Genomic DNA, 17,855 nt, shown 5'->3' with positions numbered 1-17,855 from the left:
TTTACCGTATATACGGGGGGATAGGTGATTTGTTTATGGAAACGAGGAAAGTCCCAAAACGCAAAAAGGCCACCCTTCCGGATGGCCTTTTCACTTAGTTGATGCCTGGCAGTTCCCTACTCTCACATGGGGAGACCCCACACTACCATCGGCGCTACGGCGTTTCACTTCTGAGTTCGGCATGGGGTCAGGTGGGACCACCGCGCTAAAGCCGCCAGGCAAATTCTGTTAATCTGTATCAGGCTGAAAATCTGTCTCTTCGCCAAAACATCTTCGGCGTTGTAAGGTTAAGCCTCACGGTTCATTAGTATCGGTTAGCTCAACGCATCGCTGCGCTTACACACCCGACCTATCAACGTCATAGTCTTTAACGTTCCTTCAGGAGACTTAAAGTCTCAGGGAGAACTCATCTCGGGGCAAGTTTCGTGCTTAGATGCTTTCAGCACTTATCTCTTCCGCATTTAGCTACCGGGCAGTGCCATTGGCATGACAACCCGAACACCAGTGATGCGTCCACTCCGGTCCTCTCGTACTAGGAGCAGCCCCCCTCAATTCTCCAGCGCCCACGGCAGATAGGGACCGAACTGTCTCACGACGTTCTAAACCCAGCTCGCGTACCACTTTAAATGGCGAACAGCCATACCCTTGGGACCTACTTCAGCCCCAGGATGTGATGAGCCGACATCGAGGTGCCAAACACCGCCGTCGATATGAACTCTTGGGCGGTATCAGCCTGTTATCCCCGGAGTACCTTTTATCCGTTGAGCGATGGCCCTTCCATTCAGAACCACCGGATCACTATGACCTGCTTTCGCACCTGCTCGCGCCGTCACGCTCGCAGTCAAGCTGGCTTATGCCATTGCACTAACCTCCTGATGTCCGACCAGGATTAGCCAACCTTCGTGCTCCTCCGTTACTCTTTGGGAGGAGACCGCCCCAGTCAAACTACCCACCAGACACTGTCCGCAACCCGGATTACGGGTCTACGTTAGAACACCAGCCATTAAAGGGTGGTATTTCAAGGGCGGCTCCACGCAGACTGGCGTCCACGCTTCAAAGCCTCCCACCTATCCTACACATCAAGGACCAGTGTTCAGTGTCAAGCTATAGTAAAGGTTCACGGGGTCTTTCCGTCTTGCCGCGGGTACACTGCATCTTCACAGCGAGTTCAATTTCACTGAGTCTCGGGTGGAGACAGCCTGGCCATCATTACGCCATTCGTGCAGGTCGGAACTTACCCGACAAGGAATTTCGCTACCTTAGGACCGTTATAGTTACGGCCGCCGTTTACCGGGGCTTCGATCAAGAGCTTCGCGTTGCCGCTAACCCCATCAATTAACCTTCCGGCACCGGGCAGGCGTCACACCGTATACGTCCACTTTCGTGTTTGCACAGTGCTGTGTTTTTAATAAACAGTTGCAGCCAGCTGGTATCTTCGACTGATTTCAGCTCCACCCGCAGGGGCTTCACCTACATATCAGCGTGCCTTCTCCCGAAGTTACGGCACCATTTTGCCTAGTTCCTTCACCCGAGTTCTCTCAAGCGCCTTGGTATTCTCTACCTGACCACCTGTGTCGGTTTGGGGTACGATTTGATGTTACCTGATGCTTAGAGGCTTTTCCTGGAAGCAGGGCATTTGTTACTTCAGCACCGTAGTGCCTCGTCATCACACCTCAGCGTTAAAAAGGTACCGGATTTACCTGGAACCTCCGCCTACATGCTTAAACCGGGACAACCGTCGCCCGGCTAACATAGCCTTCTCCGTCCCCCCTTCGCAGTAACACCAAGTACAGGAATATTAACCTGTTTCCCATCGACTACGCCTTTCGGCCTCGCCTTAGGGGTCGACTCACCCTGCCCCGATTAACGTTGGACAGGAACCCTTGGTCTTCCGGCGAGCGGGCTTTTCACCCGCTTTATCGTTACTTATGTCAGCATTCGCACTTCTGATACCTCCAGCATGCCTCACAGCACACCTTCAACGGCTTACAGAACGCTCCCCTACCCAACAACGCATACGCGTCGCTGCCGCAGCTTCGGTGCATGGTTTAGCCCCGTTACATCTTCCGCGCAGGCCGACTCGACCAGTGAGCTATTACGCTTTCTTTAAATGATGGCTGCTTCTAAGCCAACATCCTGGCTGTCTGTGCCTTCCCACATCGTTTCCCACTTAACCATGACTTTGGGACCTTAGCTGGCGGTCTGGGTTGTTTCCCTCTTCACGACGGACGTTAGCACCCGCCGTGTGTCTCCCGTGATAACATTCTTCGGTATTCGTAGTTTGCATCGGGTTGGTAAGCCGGGATGGCCCCCTAGCCGAAACAGTGCTCTACCCCCGAAGATGAGTTCACGAGGCGCTACCTAAATAGCTTTCGGGGAGAACCAGCTATCTCCCGGTTTGATTGGCCTTTCACCCCCAGCCACAGGTCATCCGCTAATTTTTCAACATTAGTCGGTTCGGTCCTCCAGTTAGTGTTACCCAACCTTCAACCTGCCCATGGCTAGATCACCGGGTTTCGGGTCTATACCCTGCAACTTAACGCCCAGTTAAGACTCGGTTTCCCTTCGGCTCCCCTATACGGTTAACCTTGCTACAGAATATAAGTCGCTGACCCATTATACAAAAGGTACGCAGTCACCCCATAAAGAGGCTCCCACTGCTTGTACGTACACGGTTTCAGGTTCTTTTTCACTCCCCTCGCCGGGGTTCTTTTCGCCTTTCCCTCACGGTACTGGTTCACTATCGGTCAGTCAGGAGTATTTAGCCTTGGAGGATGGTCCCCCCATATTCAGACAGGATACCACGTGTCCCGCCCTACTCTTCGAGTTCACAGCAAGTGTGCTTTCGTGTACGGGACTATCACCCTGTACCGTCGGACTTTCCAGACCGTTCCACTAACACACAAGCTGATTCAGACTCCGGGCTGCTCCCCGTTCGCTCGCCGCTACTGGGGGAATCTCGGTTGATTTCTTTTCCTCGGGGTACTTAGATGTTTCAGTTCCCCCGGTTCGCCTCGTTAGCCTATGTATTCAGCTAACGATAGTGCAACGGATTGCACTGGGTTTCCCCATTCGGACATCGACGGGTCAAGGGTTCATATCACCTCGCCGTCGCTTTTCGCAGATTAGCACGTCCTTCATCGCCTCTGACTGCCAGGGCATCCACCGTGTACGCTTAGTCGCTTAACCTCACAACCCGAAGATGTTTCTTTCGATTCATCGTCGACTTGCGAAAATTTGAGAGACTCGAACACACATGAGCTGTGTGTCGTTTCAATTTTCAGCTTGATCCAGATTTTTAAAGAGCAAAACTTCGCAGTGCACCTTTTCAGGTTCACTCTGAAGTTTTCTTGTTTTGCAGTAAATGATGGTGGAGCTATGCGGGATCGAACCGCAGACCTCCTGCGTGCAAGGCAGGCGCTCTCCCAGCTGAGCTATAGCCCCATCGTAGTGATCTCTCTACCGGTATTTTTGTTGAGGCAGGGCGTGGTGACACGAAGCATACCCGAGTATGTGAGTGTCGCCGCAACGCAGCGTCAGCAAAAATTTGGTAGGCCTGAGTGGACTTGAACCACCGACCTCACCCTTATCAGGGGTGCGCTCTAACCACCTGAGCTACAAGCCTGCAGAGATTTTTACTGCTGTTTTTCATCAGACAATCTGTGTGGACACTACAAAGGCAGGTTCTTTAAGGTAAGGAGGTGATCCAACCGCAGGTTCCCCTACGGTTACCTTGTTACGACTTCACCCCAGTCATGAATCACAAAGTGGTAAGCGCCCTCCCGAAGGTTAAGCTACCTACTTCTTTTGCAACCCACTCCCATGGTGTGACGGGCGGTGTGTACAAGGCCCGGGAACGTATTCACCGTAGCATTCTGATCTACGATTACTAGCGATTCCGACTTCATGGAGTCGAGTTGCAGACTCCAATCCGGACTACGACGCACTTTATGAGGTCCGCTTGCTCTCGCGAGGTCGCTTCTCTTTGTATGCGCCATTGTAGCACGTGTGTAGCCCTACTCGTAAGGGCCATGATGACTTGACGTCATCCCCACCTTCCTCCAGTTTATCACTGGCAGTCTCCTTTGAGTTCCCGGCCGGACCGCTGGCAACAAAGGATAAGGGTTGCGCTCGTTGCGGGACTTAACCCAACATTTCACAACACGAGCTGACGACAGCCATGCAGCACCTGTCTCAGAGTTCCCGAAGGCACCAATCCATCTCTGGAAAGTTCTCTGGATGTCAAGAGTAGGTAAGGTTCTTCGCGTTGCATCGAATTAAACCACATGCTCCACCGCTTGTGCGGGCCCCCGTCAATTCATTTGAGTTTTAACCTTGCGGCCGTACTCCCCAGGCGGTCGACTTAACGCGTTAGCTCCGGAAGCCACGCCTCAAGGGCACAACCTCCAAGTCGACATCGTTTACGGCGTGGACTACCAGGGTATCTAATCCTGTTTGCTCCCCACGCTTTCGCACCTGAGCGTCAGTCTTTGTCCAGGGGGCCGCCTTCGCCACCGGTATTCCTCCAGATCTCTACGCATTTCACCGCTACACCTGGAATTCTACCCCCCTCTACAAGACTCTAGCCTGCCAGTTTCGAATGCAGTTCCCAGGTTGAGCCCGGGGATTTCACATCCGACTTGACAGACCGCCTGCGTGCGCTTTACGCCCAGTAATTCCGATTAACGCTTGCACCCTCCGTATTACCGCGGCTGCTGGCACGGAGTTAGCCGGTGCTTCTTCTGCGGGTAACGTCAATCGGTAAGGTTATTAACCTTACCGCCTTCCTCCCCGCTGAAAGTGCTTTACAACCCGAAGGCCTTCTTCACACACGCGGCATGGCTGCATCAGGCTTGCGCCCATTGTGCAATATTCCCCACTGCTGCCTCCCGTAGGAGTCTGGACCGTGTCTCAGTTCCAGTGTGGCTGGTCATCCTCTCAGACCAGCTAGGGATCGTCGCCTAGGTGAGCCGTTACCCCACCTACTAGCTAATCCCATCTGGGCACATCCGATGGCAAGAGGCCCGAAGGTCCCCCTCTTTGGTCTTGCGACGTTATGCGGTATTAGCTACCGTTTCCAGTAGTTATCCCCCTCCATCAGGCAGTTTCCCAGACATTACTCACCCGTCCGCCACTCGTCAGCGAAGCAGCAAGCTGCTTCCTGTTACCGTTCGACTTGCATGTGTTAGGCCTGCCGCCAGCGTTCAATCTGAGCCATGATCAAACTCTTCAATTTAAGTTTGATGCTCGTGAATTAAACTTCGTAATGAATTACGTATGTTCACTCAGAGACTTGGTATTCATTTTTCGTCTTGCGACGTTAAGAATCCATGTCACTTTGAGTGCCCACACAGATTGTCTGATAAATTGTTAAAGAGCAGTGCCGCTTCGTTTTTCGCTGCGGCGCGGGGTGTGCATATTACGCTTTCCCGCTTCAGAGTCAAGCGATTATTTCGCTTTTCTCTGCTGACCCGGCGGCTTGCGTGCCGTTGTTCCGTGTCAGTGGAGGCGCATTATAGGGAGTTCTTCCGAAGTGACAAGCACAAAATACAAAAAACTTTTCGTTCGCTCACTTTTCAAACTCAACGCTTATTTAACTCGCGAATCGTCCGTTAAACGCGCAATTTCACGGGCAAAACTGGCAACCTGAGCCCAGTCGGCATAAACCACCTCTTTACGCGTATCGGTTTCGCCGCCCGTCATTTTCATGATCAGGCGGATCATAAAGCGGTCGTACCAGCGATAGCGCGGGTAGCGCAGCGCGCCAGCAAAGACAGAGCAGATATCGGGCTGCCAGGGTGAACTCAGCAAAAACTTGCGCGTATAGCTGTTGGTCTGCGGCGTGCGCTTCTCGGCTTTACGGGCGACCAGGTTGACCGAGTAAAAGGCGCCGGGCAGCTTATCAAGCTCCGCCGTATGCTTTTTCACAAAGCGATCCAGCGCCGGATGGAAATGGCCGTAACGAATTGATGCACCAATCACCACACGGTCGTAATCCTGCCAGGAAATTTGCTCCGTGCGATTCAGGTTCACCACATCAGAGTAAATGCCCAGCTCTTTGAGTTCAGAAGCCAGATATGAAGCAATCTCACGCGTTTGCCCGTCACGCGTTGAGAAAAGAATTAACGTTTTCACTAATGTCTCCTTACTCACGCCAGAATGTTGGGGTGAACAGCACCAGCAGCGTAAAGACCTCAAGACGACCAAACAGCATATTGGCGATTAAGATCCACTTCGCCACGGGGTTCATACTGGCAAAGTTATCCGCCACTACGCCCAGCCCTGGCCCCAGGTTGTTTAACGTTGCCACCACAGAGGCGAAGGCGGAAAAATCATCCACGCCCGTGGCGATAATGGCCAGCATACTGACAATAAAGACCAGCGCATACGCAGAGAAGAACCCCCACACCGCTTCGAGGATACGCTCCGGCAGAGCGCGGTTCCCCAGCTTGATGCTGTAAACCGCGTTCGGGTGAACCAGACGCTTCAGCTCACGGTTCCCCTGCTTGAACAGCAGCAGAATACGGATCACCTTCAGGCCGCCGCCCGTCGACCCGGCACAGCCGCCGATAAACGCAGAACACAACAGCAGTACCGGCAGGAACAGCGGCCAACGCGCGATACTGTCCGTGGTGAAACCAGCGGTTGTCGCCATTGATACCACCTGGAAGAACGCCTGGTTCAGGGTCGTAACCGCCGAGTTATAGACATCGTGGAACCACAGCACCAGGGTACAGATGATAACCAGCGTCAGCTGGACGCCGATAAACATCCGAAATTCCGGGTCGCGCCAGTACACCTTCAGGCTACGTCCGCTCAGCAAGGAGAAGTGTAGACCGTAGTTACAGCCTGAGATCAGCAGGAAGATAGCAATGATGGTATTGATCGTCGGGCTGTCGAAGTAGCCTACGCTTGCATCGTGCGTAGAGAACCCGCCGATAGCGATAGTCGCAAAGCTGTGCCCGATAGCATCAAAAGCAGGCATCCCGGCAAACCACAGCGCCAGCGCACAGGCCACCGTCAGCAGAACGTAGATCAGCCACAGAGTCTTCGCCGTCTCCGCAATGCGCGGGCGCATTTTGTTATCTTTTAGCGGGCCGGGCATTTCGGCCCGGTAAAGCTGCATCCCGCCGACGCCCAGAATCGGCAGAATAGCCACCGCCAGGACGATGATCCCCATACCGCCGAACCACTGCAGCATCTGACGGTAAAAGAGGATCGCATGAGGGAGCGAGTCCAGCCCTACAAGCGTGGTGGCCCCGGTGGTCGTTAAGCCGGAGAACGACTCAAAGAACGCATCCGTGATGGTGAGATTCGGTTGTTCAGAGAAGATAAACGGCAGCGCACCGACGCTTCCCAGCACCGTCCAGAACAGGACGACAATCAGAAAACCTTCCCGGGCTTTCAGCTCGCCTTTCTCACGACGGTTTGGCCACCACAGCAGCGAACCAATGGTCAGCGCCACAAAAAAGGTTTGCGTAAATGCACGCCCCGCGCCGTCCCGGTAGATAAGCGCCACCAGACCGGGAATGATCATCGTTCCGGAAAAAAGTATGACCAGTAATCCAACGATTCGGGTAATGGCACGAAAATGCATCTCTGCCGCTTCCTTAGGTATTCAAAATTGTGAGGTGGGGATTATTCTTCAATCGGCAGTAATTGCAATGAACCGCGACTAAAATCAGCGAGTTTTGCTGAAAAAGCAGCCAGTTCCGCCTGAGGAAGCGCCACGCGTAATTGCACCATTGCCTGATAATCACTGTGCGCGATGACGCCGTTAAACTGTTTAAGCAGTGTTTCTACACCCGAAAGCTGGGCGTAATCGCATAACAAAGTATATTCGGTTAGCGGCGTTTTGCGGGTCGTTGTCAGAAGATTAAGCGCCTGCTGGACTCCGCCACCGTAGGCTTTAACCAGGCCACCGGTGCCTAACAAAATGCCGCCGTAGTAGCGAACCACGACGGCGGTTATCTCGCCCACGCCGCTGCCCATTAGCTGGGAGAGCATCGGTTTTCCGGCCGTGCCCGCCGGTTCACCGTCGTCAGAAAACCCGAGCTGCTGTGAGTCGTTCGGCGGCCCGGCTACCCACGCCACGCAGTGGTGGCGGGCATCGGGGTGCTGCGCGCGAACGGACTCGACGAACGCCTTTGCCGCCTCCACGCCGTCGGTATGCGCCAGCAGCGTGATAAAGCGGCTTTTCTTGATTTCCTCAACAAAAGTGACCGGCTCAGCCGGTATCAGCCAGCTTTCCATCAGGCCAGCTTCAGGTCTCGCGTCATGTTCTCGATGCTGTTCTCATGGATAACCACGTTATCTTCGATACGAATGCCGCCAAACGGCTTCAGCGCTTCAATTTTTTCCCAGTTGAAGTGCTTGCTGAACTGCCCTTCACGCCACGGCGCCAGCAGAGATTCAATAAAGTAGATGCCCGGCTCGATGGTCAATACCATGCGCGGTGCCAGAACGCGGGTGCAGCGCAGGTAAGGATATTTCGACGGCGCCGCCAGGTGCGTACCGGTATCGTCCTGCATAAAGCCCGCGACGTCGTGCACCTGCAAACCCAGCGGGTGGCCGATACCGTGCGGCATAAACGGCCCGGTCAGATCGTTCTCAACCATCGCCTCTTCGCTCATGTCTTTGACAATCTGATGCTTGCGCAGCAGTTTAGCGATGCGCTGATGGAACTGGATATGGTAATCCACATAGCTGGTACCCGCTTTCATGGTGCCGATCAGCGCCAGCTGTTCATCGTTCACGTCTTTAATCAGGTGCGCAAAATCGGTATCCGCATTCGCCGCCCACGTACGGGTGAGGTCTGCCGCGTAGCCGTTGTACTCGGCACCCGCGTCAAGCAGGAAACTGCGCATCTCAGACGGAACCTGGTGATCCAGTTTGGTATAGTGCAGAACCGAGGCATGCTCGTTGAGCGCCACGATGTTGCTGTAAGGCACGTCGGTATCGCGATGACCGGTCGCGGTCAGGTACGCCAGGTTGATATCGAACTCGCTCATGCCTGACTGGAACGCCTCATGCGCCGCGCGGTGGCCATTTACCGCCGTTTTTTGCGCTTCGCGCATGCAGTAAAGTTCGTAGTCGGTCTTATAAGCGCGATAGTAATGCAGATAATCCAGCACCCCTTTCGGGTTGAGCTTATCGGCCGGGATATCCAGGCCCAGCGCGCGTTCAGGCACAGGGCCAATGTAGCCGATGTTGCCGCGCGCCGCTGGCAGCTGGCTGCCAATGCCGTCCGCTTTCGGCAGCGCAATCACGTCAATTTCTTCAGTCCAGAAAGAGGTCGGCAGCGGTTCCACGTTGTGCCAGTAATCCACCGGCAGGTAGAACCACAGTTTCGGCTTGTTCACGCCATCCACCAGCAGCCAGCAATTTGGAACCTGCGTGACGGGCACCCAGGCTTTAAACTGCGGGTTAACCTTGAAGGGATAAGCGTGGTCATCAAGAAACGTATTCATCAGCTCGCCGGAGTGGATCAGCAGGGCATCCAGCTTGAAGCGGGCCAGTACATCGCGGGTACGTTCCTGTAGGGTAACGATATGATTTTTATAGAGCGAAGCCAGTGAGTCCATCATTCTTCCTTTCGTTTTTTTGACCTCAAGTCATCGCATCTTAGCACACCTCACTCCGGCTGCGTGATTTCCGCCGACCGTGATCAGCGCAGCATTTTCTTAATGAGTAATTTGCATTTTATTAACATAAATTCCACACTCCGTCTCATCTGGTATGACCAGATCCAATTGCTGGATTCAGGAGACCGACATGCTCTACAAAGGCGACACCCTGTACGTAGACTGGCTGGAAGATGGCATTGCCGAACTGGTGTTCGATGCCCCCGGCTCAGTGAACAAGCTTGATACCGCGACGGTGGCCAGTCTTGGCCAGGCGCTGGATGTACTTGAAAAGCAATCAGATTTGAAAGGGCTGCTGCTGCGCTCAAACAAAGCGGCCTTTATCGTTGGTGCAGATATCACCGAGTTTCTGTCGCTGTTTATGGTGCCGGAAGAACAGCTGAGCCAGTGGCTGCATTTCGCCAACAGCGTCTTTAATCGTCTGGAAGACCTGCCTGTCCCGACCATTTCCGCCGTTAACGGCTACGCGCTGGGCGGCGGCTGCGAATGTGTGTTAGCCACTGATTACCGTCTGGCCACCCCTGACCTGCGCATCGGCCTGCCGGAGACCAAACTGGGCATTATGCCGGGCTTTGGCGGCTCCGTGCGTATGCCGCGCATGCTGGGTGCAGACAGCGCGCTGGAAATCATTGCCGCCGGTAAAGACGTTGGCGCGGAGCAGGCGCAGAAAATCGGCCTGGTGGACGGCGTCGTCAAACCTGAGAAACTGGTCGACGGTGCCGTCGCCATTCTGCGTCAGGCGATTAACGGCGACCTCGACTGGAAAGCCAAACGCCAGCCGAAGCTGGAGCCACTGAAGCTAAGTAAAATTGAAGCCACCATGAGCTTTACCATCGCCAAAGGCATGGTGATGCAGACGGCAGGTAAACACTACCCGGCGCCCATCACGGCGGTAAAAACCATCGAAGCCGCAGCCCGTCTGGGTCGCGATGAAGCCCTGAAGCTTGAAAATCAGAGCTTTGTCCCGCTGGCGCACACCAGTGAAGCCCGCGCGCTGGTCGGCATCTTCCTTAACGATCAGTTCGTGAAGGGAAAGGCTAAACAGCTGACCAAAAACGTTGAGACGCCAAAACGCGCGGCGGTGCTCGGCGCCGGCATTATGGGCGGCGGCATCGCTTACCAGTCCGCCTGGAAAGGCGTGCCGGTTGTGATGAAAGACATCAATGAAAAATCCCTGACGCTGGGCATGACCGAAGCGGCCAAGCTGCTGAATAAACAGCTTGAGCGCGGCAAAATTGACGGACTGAAGCTCTCCGGCGTGATCTCCACCATTCAGCCCGTGCTGGAATACAGCGGTTTCGATCGCGTTGACGTGGTGGTTGAAGCGGTCGTCGAGAACCCGAACGTTAAAAAAGCGGTTCTGGCCGAAACCGAAGGGAAGGTTCGTCCGGAAACCGTGCTGGCCTCCAACACCTCCACCATTCCAATCAGCGAACTGGCGAGCGTGCTGAAGCGTCCGGAAAACTTCTGCGGGATGCACTTCTTTAACCCGGTGCACCGTATGCCGCTGGTCGAAGTGATCCGTGGGGAAAAAACCTCTGACGACACCATCGCCAAAGTGGTGGCGTGGGCCAGCAAAATGGGCAAAACGCCAATCGTCGTTAACGACTGCCCGGGCTTCTTCGTTAACCGCGTGCTGTTCCCGTACTTCGCCGGCTTCAGCCAGCTGCTGCGCGACGGCGCGGACTTCCGCAACATCGACAAAGTGATGGAAAAACGGTTCGGCTGGCCGATGGGCCCGGCCTACCTGCTGGACGTGGTCGGGATCGACACCGCGCATCACGCCCAGGCGGTCATGGCTGCCGGCTTCCCGCAGCGTATGCAGAAAGACTATCGCGACGCGATTGACGCCCTGTTCGATGCCAGCCGCTTTGGTCAGAAAAACGGCCTGGGCTTCTGGCGTTATAAGGAAGACAGCAAAGGCAAACCGAAGAAAGAAGAAGATCCGGCGGTGGATGGCCTGCTGGCCGACGTCAGTCAGCCAAAACGCGACTTCACCGACGATGAAATCATCGCCCGCATGATGATCCCGATGATTAACGAAGTGGTGCGCTGTCTGGAAGAAGGCATTATCGCCAGCCCGGCAGAAGCGGATATGGCGCTGGTGTACGGTCTGGGCTTCCCGCCGTTCCACGGCGGCGCGTTCCGCTGGCTGGATACGCTCGGCAGCGCCCGCTACCTCGATATGGCTCAGCAGTATCAGCACCTCGGCCCGCTTTATGACGTGCCGGAAGGTCTGCGTAACAAAGCGCGCCATAACGAACCCTACTATCCAGCAGTCGAGCCAGCCCGTCCGGTTGGCGCGCTGAAAACGGCTTAAGGAGTCACAATGGAAAAGGTTGTCATTGTTGATGCGATTCGCACCCCGATGGGCCGTTCAAAAGGCGGCGCGTTCCGTAACGTGCGTGCGGAAGATCTCTCCGCGCACCTGATGCGTAGCCTGCTGGCGCGTAACCCGGCGCTGGATCCTGCGGCGCTGGACGATATCTACTGGGGCTGCGTCCAGCAGACGCTGGAGCAGGGCTTTAACATCGCCCGTAACGCCTCCCTGCTGGCAGAAATTCCGCATTCGGTTCCGGCGGTTACCGTCAACCGCCTGTGCGGCTCGTCAATGCAGGCCCTGCACGACGCGGCGCGCATGATCATGACCGGCGACGCGCAGGCCTGCCTGGTGGGCGGCGTGGAGCATATGGGCCACGTGCCGATGAGCCACGGGGTCGATTTCCACCCGGGCATGAGCCGCAACGTGGCGAAAGCCGCCGGTATGATGGGCCTGACCGCCGAGATGCTCTCCCGCCTGCACGGCATCAGCCGTGAAATGCAGGATGCCTTCGCCGCGCGCTCGCACGCCCGCGCCTGGGCCGCCACGCAGTCCGGCGCGTTTAAGAATGAGATTATCCCAACCGGCGGCCACGACGCAGACGGCGTACTGAAGCAGTTCAGCTACGACGAAGTGATCCGTCCTGAAACCACGGTCGAAGCGCTTTCTGCCCTGCGTCCGGCATTTGATCCGGTCACCGGCACGGTAACGGCGGGCACCTCGTCTGCCCTGTCCGACGGCGCCGCCGCAATGCTGGTGATGAGCGAAAGCCGCGCCCGCGAGCTAGGCCTGACCCCGCGTGCCCGCGTGCGTTCGATGGCGGTCGTGGGCTGCGATCCTTCCATCATGGGTTACGGTCCGGTTCCGGCGTCAAAACTGGCGTTGAAAAAAGCGGGGCTGAGCGCAAGTGATATCGATCTGTTTGAGATGAACGAAGCCTTCGCCGCGCAGATCCTGCCGTGCATTAAGGATCTGGGCCTGATGGATCAGGTAGACGAGAAGATTAACCTCAACGGCGGCGCGATTGCCCTCGGCCACCCGCTGGGCTGCTCCGGGGCGCGCATCAGCACCACGCTGATTAACCTGATGGAACGCAAAGATGCCCAGTTTGGTCTGGCAACAATGTGTATCGGATTGGGTCAGGGTATCGCAACGGTATTTGAGAGAGTGTAATAAAAAAGCCGGGCAGTTTTTGCCGCCCGGCATGAGTTTAGTTGCCGTTCTTCCCGCCTGTCAGGGGCGGGTTTTTTGCATTATTGCAGCAGCGAAATATCCGCCACGCGCAGGAACAGCTCACGCAGCTTCTCAAGCATAGAGAGACGGTTAATACGCAGCTCTTTATCTTCCACGTTCACCATCACTTTCTCGAAGAAGGCGTCGATCACGTCACGCAGCTCCGCCAGCTCCACCAGCGCTTCCTGGTAGCGGCCTTCCGCGAAGTACGGTTCCAGCTTGTCACGCAGCACGACAACCTGCATCGCCAGAGCGATCTCTTCCGGCTCTTTCAGCGTCGCGGCGTTTACGCGCTCGTTCAGCGTCTCGTCGGATTTCGCGAGGATGTTCGAGACGCGCTTGTTGGCCGCGGCCAGGGCTGATGCCGCTTCCAGCGTACGGAAGTGCGATACCGCCTTCATTCGCGCATCGAAATCTGCCGGACGGGTTGGACGACGCGCCAGCACCGCCTGAATGGTATCGACGCTGTAGCCTTCGCCCTGATACCACGCGCGGAAACGACCGAGCATAAAGTCGATAACATCATCCACAACCTTCGCATTGGTCAGCTTGTCGCCGTACAGACGCACCGCTTCTTCGGTCAGCGTTTGCAGATCGAGGTTCAGGTTCTTCTCAACGATGATACGCAGCACGCCCAGCGCGGCACGACGCAGCGCGAACGGGTCTTTGTCGCCTTTTGGATGCTGACCGATACCGAAGATACCCGCCAGGGTGTCCATCTTATCGGCAATCGCCACGGCGCAGGCAACCGGGTTGGACGGCAGATCGTCACCGGCAAAGCGCGGCTGATACTGCTCGTTCAGGGCTACCGCCACATCTTCCGCTTCGCCATCGTGACGCGCGTAGTGCATGCCCATGACGCCCTGGGTGTCGGTAAATTCGAACACCATGTTGGTCATCAGGTCACACTTGGAGAGCAGGCCCGCGCGGGTGGCGTGGTTAACGTCCGCGCCAATTTCACGGGCAATCCAGCCGGACAGCTCCGCGATACGGTCGGTCTTGTCGCGCAGCGTACCCAGCTGCTGCTGGAACAGTACGGTTTGCAGACGCGGCAGGTTATCTTCCAGACGTTTTTTACGGTCGGTATTGAAGAAGAACTCGGCATCCGCCAGACGCGGACGCACCACTTTCTCGTTACCGGAGATTATCTGGCTCGGATCTTTGGATTCGATGTTCGCGACGAAGATGAAGTTTGGCAGCAGCTTGCCGTCGTTGGCGTAAACCGGGAAGTACTTCTGGTCACCCTTCATGGTGTACACCAGCGCTTCTGCCGGAACGGCGAGGAATTTCTCTTCGAACTTCGCGGTCAGCACAACGGGCCATTCAACCAGGGAGGTGACTTCTTCCAGCAGGCTGTCGCTCAGGTCGGCGTTTCCGCCAATCTTGCGCGCCGCTTCTTCTGCATCGGCTTTAATTTTGGCTTTACGCTGTTCGTAGTCAGCAATGACCTTACCGCGCTCCAGCAGGATCTGCGGATACTGGTCGGCATTGTCGATGGTGAACTCTGGCTCGCCCATAAAGCGGTGGCCGCGAATGACGCGATCGGACGCCACGCCCAGAATGGTTGCCGGAATAACGGTGTCGCCCAGCAGCAGGGTCACGGTGTGAACCGGACGCACGAAGTGAACGTCAGACGCGCCCCAGCGCATCAGCTTAGGAATCGGCAGCTTAGCCAGCGAGGTCGCGATCATGTTCGGCAGCAGCGCTTCTGCGCTTTCGCCTTTTACATGGGCACGATACAGCAGCCATTCACCTTTATCGGTTGTCAGACGCTCGGCCTGGTCAACGGTGATGCCGCAGCCGCGCGCCCAGCCTTCAGCCGCCTTGCTTGGCTTGCCTTCCGCGTCGAACGCCTGGGCAATCGCCGGGCCACGTTTTTCGACTTCACGATCAGGCTGGGATGCCGCCAGATTTGCCACCTTCAGCGCCAGACGACGCGGGGCAGCAAACCACTCAATTTTACCGTGCGCCAGGCCGGCGTTATCCAGCTCAGCAGTGACGTTCGCAGCGAAAGACTCAGCCAGGCTGCGCAGGGCTTTTGGTGGCAGCTCTTCGGTGCCGATTTCCACCAGGAAAGTTTTCTCAGACATGGCCGCCTCTTATTTGTTTCGGTTGCACATCGGGAAGCCAAGGGCTTCACGGGACGCGTAGTAAGCTTCTGCAACGGCTTTGGTCAGGGTACGAATACGCAGAATGTAGCGCTGACGTTCAGTCACGGAGATCGCTTTGCGGGCATCCAGCAGGTTGAAGCTGTGGGCGGCCTTCAGAATACGCTCGTAGGCAGGCAGCGGCAGCGGAGTCTCCAGCGCCAGCAGCTGCTGCGCTTCTTTCTCGTACTGCTCGAAGCAGGTGAACAGGAAGTCCACGTCCGCGTATTCGAAGTTATAGGTGGATTGCTCCACTTCGTTCTGATGGAACACGTCGCCGTAGGTGGTTTTACCCAGCGGGCCGTCGCTCCAGACCAGGTCGTAAACACTGTCTACGCCCTGAATGTACATTGCCAGACGTTCCAGACCATAGGTGATTTCACCGGTGATCGGCTTACATTCCAGACCGCCAACCTGCTGGAAGTAGGTAAACTGGGTCACTTCCATGCCGTTCAGCCACACTTCCCAACCCAGACCCCAGGCACCCAGCGTTGGGTTCTCCCAGTTGTCTTCCACGAAACGAATGTCGTGAATGGTCGGATCCATACCCAGCTCTTTCAGTGACCCGAGGTACAGTTCCTGAATATTGTCTGGTGATGGCTTAATCACCACCTGGAACTGATAGTAGTGCTGCAGACGGTTCGGGTTTTCGCCGTAACGGCCATCGGTCGGACGACGGGATGGCTGCACGTAGGCGGTCGCCATTGGCTCTGGCCCTAACGCGCGCAGGCTGGTCATCGGGTGTGAGGTGCCTGCGCCAACTTCCATGTCCAAAGGTTGAACAATGGTGCAGCCCTGACGAGCCCAGTAATCCTGTAAGGTCAGGATCAGGCCCTGGAAGGTCTTGGTATCAAACTTTTGCATAGTATTTCGTGCTGGATACGTGTGGTTTTAAATGGAAGGGATCAGTATACCCGCTGGCTGCAAGATATACAGTACGAAACGGGGTTGTTTAAGATAAATTGGGGAATAAGGCGCGTAGCCAGAACCTGTAAGGGCTCTGGCTGCTGATTATGCGAGCAGTTTAGCGCATTGAGAGATGTAAAAACTGGCCGTCTGCATCAAAAGAGCAGACAAAGCCCTCTTTACGTGCAGTATAGCCTTTAAGCTCATAGCTGCCCTGAAAGCGCTCAAAGCCGGTCACGTTTATTTTCTGTGCATCAGCGTTATAGCGGTGAGCCGCCCGATCTTTACACAGCTGCTCCATGTTCAGGGAGCGCTCCGGGCTGATTTTTCCCTGCTGCGCTTTTTGTGCAGGTGCCTCCTCAGAAGCACTGCATCCCGCTAATAAAAGCAGCAGAAAGAGTGACGCCCCACGCTTCATCATCATTTTTATTACCGCCCTGGCCAGTGGCTGTTATTTTTAGTAGCAATACGTTTATAGAGTAAAGTCCTTCATTCTGCGAATCTCGCCTGCTCCCTACAAGATAGCCTGGCTAAACTCAGAATTTTCCAAGGGAAAAGATTTACCCAAACGCAGTCACACTTTCTTTATCAGGAATACAGAGGAACTGATGCAGTCAAAAATTAACTGGATTGATAACCTGCGGGGAATAGCCTGTCTGATGGTGGTGATGATCCACACGACGACCTGGTATGTCACTAACGCGCACAGTATCAGCCCCGTTAACTGGGATGTCGCCAATATTCTGAACTCGGCCTCCCGCGTGAGCGTCCCGCTGTTCTTTATGATTTCCGGCTTTCTCTTTTTTGGCGAGCGGAGCGCGCAGCCGAGACATTTCATCCGTATCGCCTCGTGTCTGCTTTTCTACAGCGCCATTTCTCTGCTCTACATTACCCTGTTCACCTCAATTAACGCCGGCCTTTCCCTGACCAACCTGCTGCAAAAACCCGTGTTCTATCATCTGTGGTTTTTCTTCGCGATAATCGTCATTTATCTGGTTTCACCGTTAATTCAGGTAAAAAACGTCAGCGGTAAAATGCTGCTGGCGCTGATGGTGGTCATCGGGATTGTGGCGAACCCGAATACCGTCTCGCAGAAAATAGCGGGCTTTGAGTGGCTGCCCGTCAATCTCTATATAAACGGCGACACGTTCTACTACGTGCTGTACGGCATGCTGGGGCGCGCCATTGGCATGATGACCACGCAAAAGCGGGGAATGAACTGGCTTTGCGCGGCAGCGTTTATCGCCAGCGTGTTTATTATCTCTCGCGGGACGCTGCACGAGCTGCAATGGCGCGGCAACTTTGCCGATACCTGGTATCTGTACTGCGGTCCGATGGTCTTTATCTGCGCGGTTTCCCTGCTGACCCTGGTGAAAAACACCCTGAACGAACGTCCGCTTCCGGTGCTGGGTTTTATCTCACGCCACTCGCTGGGCATTTACGGTTTTCACGCGCTGGCGATCCACGCCCTGCGTACGCGCGGCGTTGAGCTTAAGAGCTGGCCGGTGCTGGATATTGTCTGGATCTTTACCGCCACGCTGGCCATTAGTCTGTTGCTCTCGATGCTGCTGCAACGCATCGATACGCGCAGGTTTGTGAGCTAAC

10 protein-coding genes, 2 tRNA genes and 3 rRNA genes are annotated in these 17,855 nt (G+C 55.5%); 3 read left to right on the top strand and 12 right to left on the bottom strand.

Translation table 11 applies throughout. From position 1 onward, the window contains the following. Positions 1-103: 103 nt before the first annotated feature. The 9 genes from rrf to pepQ all read right to left on the bottom strand — a co-directional run bounded on the left by rrf (position 104) and on the right by pepQ (position 9,584). Positions 104-219 (bottom strand): 5S ribosomal RNA (gene rrf, locus HWQ14_RS06125). Between the two features lie 64 nt (positions 220-283). Next, positions 284-3,189, bottom strand: a 23S ribosomal RNA gene (locus HWQ14_RS06120). Between the two features lie 179 nt (positions 3,190-3,368). Further along, a tRNA-Ala gene (locus HWQ14_RS06115) sits at positions 3,369-3,444 on the bottom strand. A 104-nt stretch (positions 3,445-3,548) separates the two neighbouring features. Beyond that, positions 3,549-3,625: transfer RNA gene (locus HWQ14_RS06110), tRNA-Ile, on the bottom strand. A 69-nt stretch (positions 3,626-3,694) separates the two neighbouring features. Next, a 16S ribosomal RNA gene (locus tag HWQ14_RS06105) occupies positions 3,695-5,236 on the bottom strand. The 16S, 23S and 5S rRNA genes sit together here with 2 tRNA genes alongside, the layout of an rRNA operon. A gap of 353 nt (positions 5,237-5,589) precedes the next feature. Continuing rightward, positions 5,590-6,135, bottom strand: coding sequence for a menaquinone-dependent protoporphyrinogen IX dehydrogenase (gene hemG / locus HWQ14_RS06100; protein ID WP_176609234.1), 546 nt, complete (start codon positions 6,133-6,135; stop codon positions 5,590-5,592). A 10-nt stretch (positions 6,136-6,145) separates the two neighbouring features. Next, the gene (trkH, locus tag HWQ14_RS06095; protein WP_148422501.1) at positions 6,146-7,597 is read right to left on the bottom strand and encodes a Trk system potassium transporter TrkH; all 1,452 of its coding nucleotides are present in this window, start codon (positions 7,595-7,597) and stop codon (positions 6,146-6,148) included. A 41-nt stretch (positions 7,598-7,638) separates the two neighbouring features. Then, a complete protein-coding gene (locus HWQ14_RS06090) occupies positions 7,639-8,253 on the bottom strand; it encodes an IMPACT family protein (RefSeq protein WP_176609233.1) in 615 nt (204 codons plus the stop codon). Then, complete coding sequence (gene pepQ / locus HWQ14_RS06085) at positions 8,253-9,584, bottom strand: Xaa-Pro dipeptidase (protein WP_148422506.1); 1,332 nt, start codon at positions 9,582-9,584, stop codon at positions 8,253-8,255. Before pepQ ends, HWQ14_RS06090 begins: the two co-directional genes overlap by 1 nt. 190 nt (positions 9,585-9,774) lie before the next feature. Between pepQ and fadB the strand changes: the two genes are divergently transcribed. Together fadB and fadA are read left to right on the top strand one after the other, a co-directional pair. Next, positions 9,775-11,964 (top strand): fatty acid oxidation complex subunit alpha FadB, encoded by a 2,190-nt coding sequence (gene fadB, locus HWQ14_RS06080; protein WP_176609232.1) that lies wholly within the window; start codon positions 9,775-9,777, stop codon positions 11,962-11,964. 9 nt (positions 11,965-11,973) lie between these two features. After that, entirely contained in the window at positions 11,974-13,137 is a 1,164-nt protein-coding gene (fadA, locus tag HWQ14_RS06075) for an acetyl-CoA C-acyltransferase FadA (protein WP_176609231.1), read from the top strand. Positions 13,138-13,217: 80 nt separating this feature from the next. On the opposite strand, the gene glyS is transcribed toward fadA, so the two are convergent. The 3 genes from glyS to HWQ14_RS06060 form a co-directional block, all read right to left on the bottom strand. Beyond that, positions 13,218-15,287, bottom strand: a complete 2,070-nt coding sequence (gene glyS, locus HWQ14_RS06070) for a glycine--tRNA ligase subunit beta (RefSeq protein WP_176609230.1) — start codon at positions 15,285-15,287, stop codon at positions 13,218-13,220. Between the two features lie 9 nt (positions 15,288-15,296). Further along, a complete protein-coding gene (gene glyQ, locus HWQ14_RS06065; protein ID WP_003860141.1) occupies positions 15,297-16,208 on the bottom strand; it encodes a glycine--tRNA ligase subunit alpha in 912 nt (303 codons plus the stop codon). A gap of 160 nt (positions 16,209-16,368) precedes the next feature. After that, positions 16,369-16,674, bottom strand: coding sequence for a YsaB family lipoprotein (locus HWQ14_RS06060; RefSeq protein WP_148422496.1), 306 nt, complete (start codon positions 16,672-16,674; stop codon positions 16,369-16,371). Positions 16,675-16,858: 184 nt separating this feature from the next. Between HWQ14_RS06060 and HWQ14_RS06055 the strand changes: the two genes are divergently transcribed. Next, positions 16,859-17,854 carry an acyltransferase gene (locus HWQ14_RS06055; protein ID WP_176609229.1) on the top strand — a complete coding sequence of 332 codons (996 nt, stop codon included), beginning with the start codon at positions 16,859-16,861 and terminating at the stop codon, positions 17,852-17,854. Position 17,855: the final 1 nt, after the last annotated feature.

It is taken from the genome of Enterobacter cloacae, assembly GCF_013375935.1.
Lineage (GTDB): Bacteria > Pseudomonadota > Gammaproteobacteria > Enterobacterales > Enterobacteriaceae > Enterobacter > Enterobacter pasteurii.
This window is presented reverse-complemented; position numbering and strand designations above follow the sequence as displayed.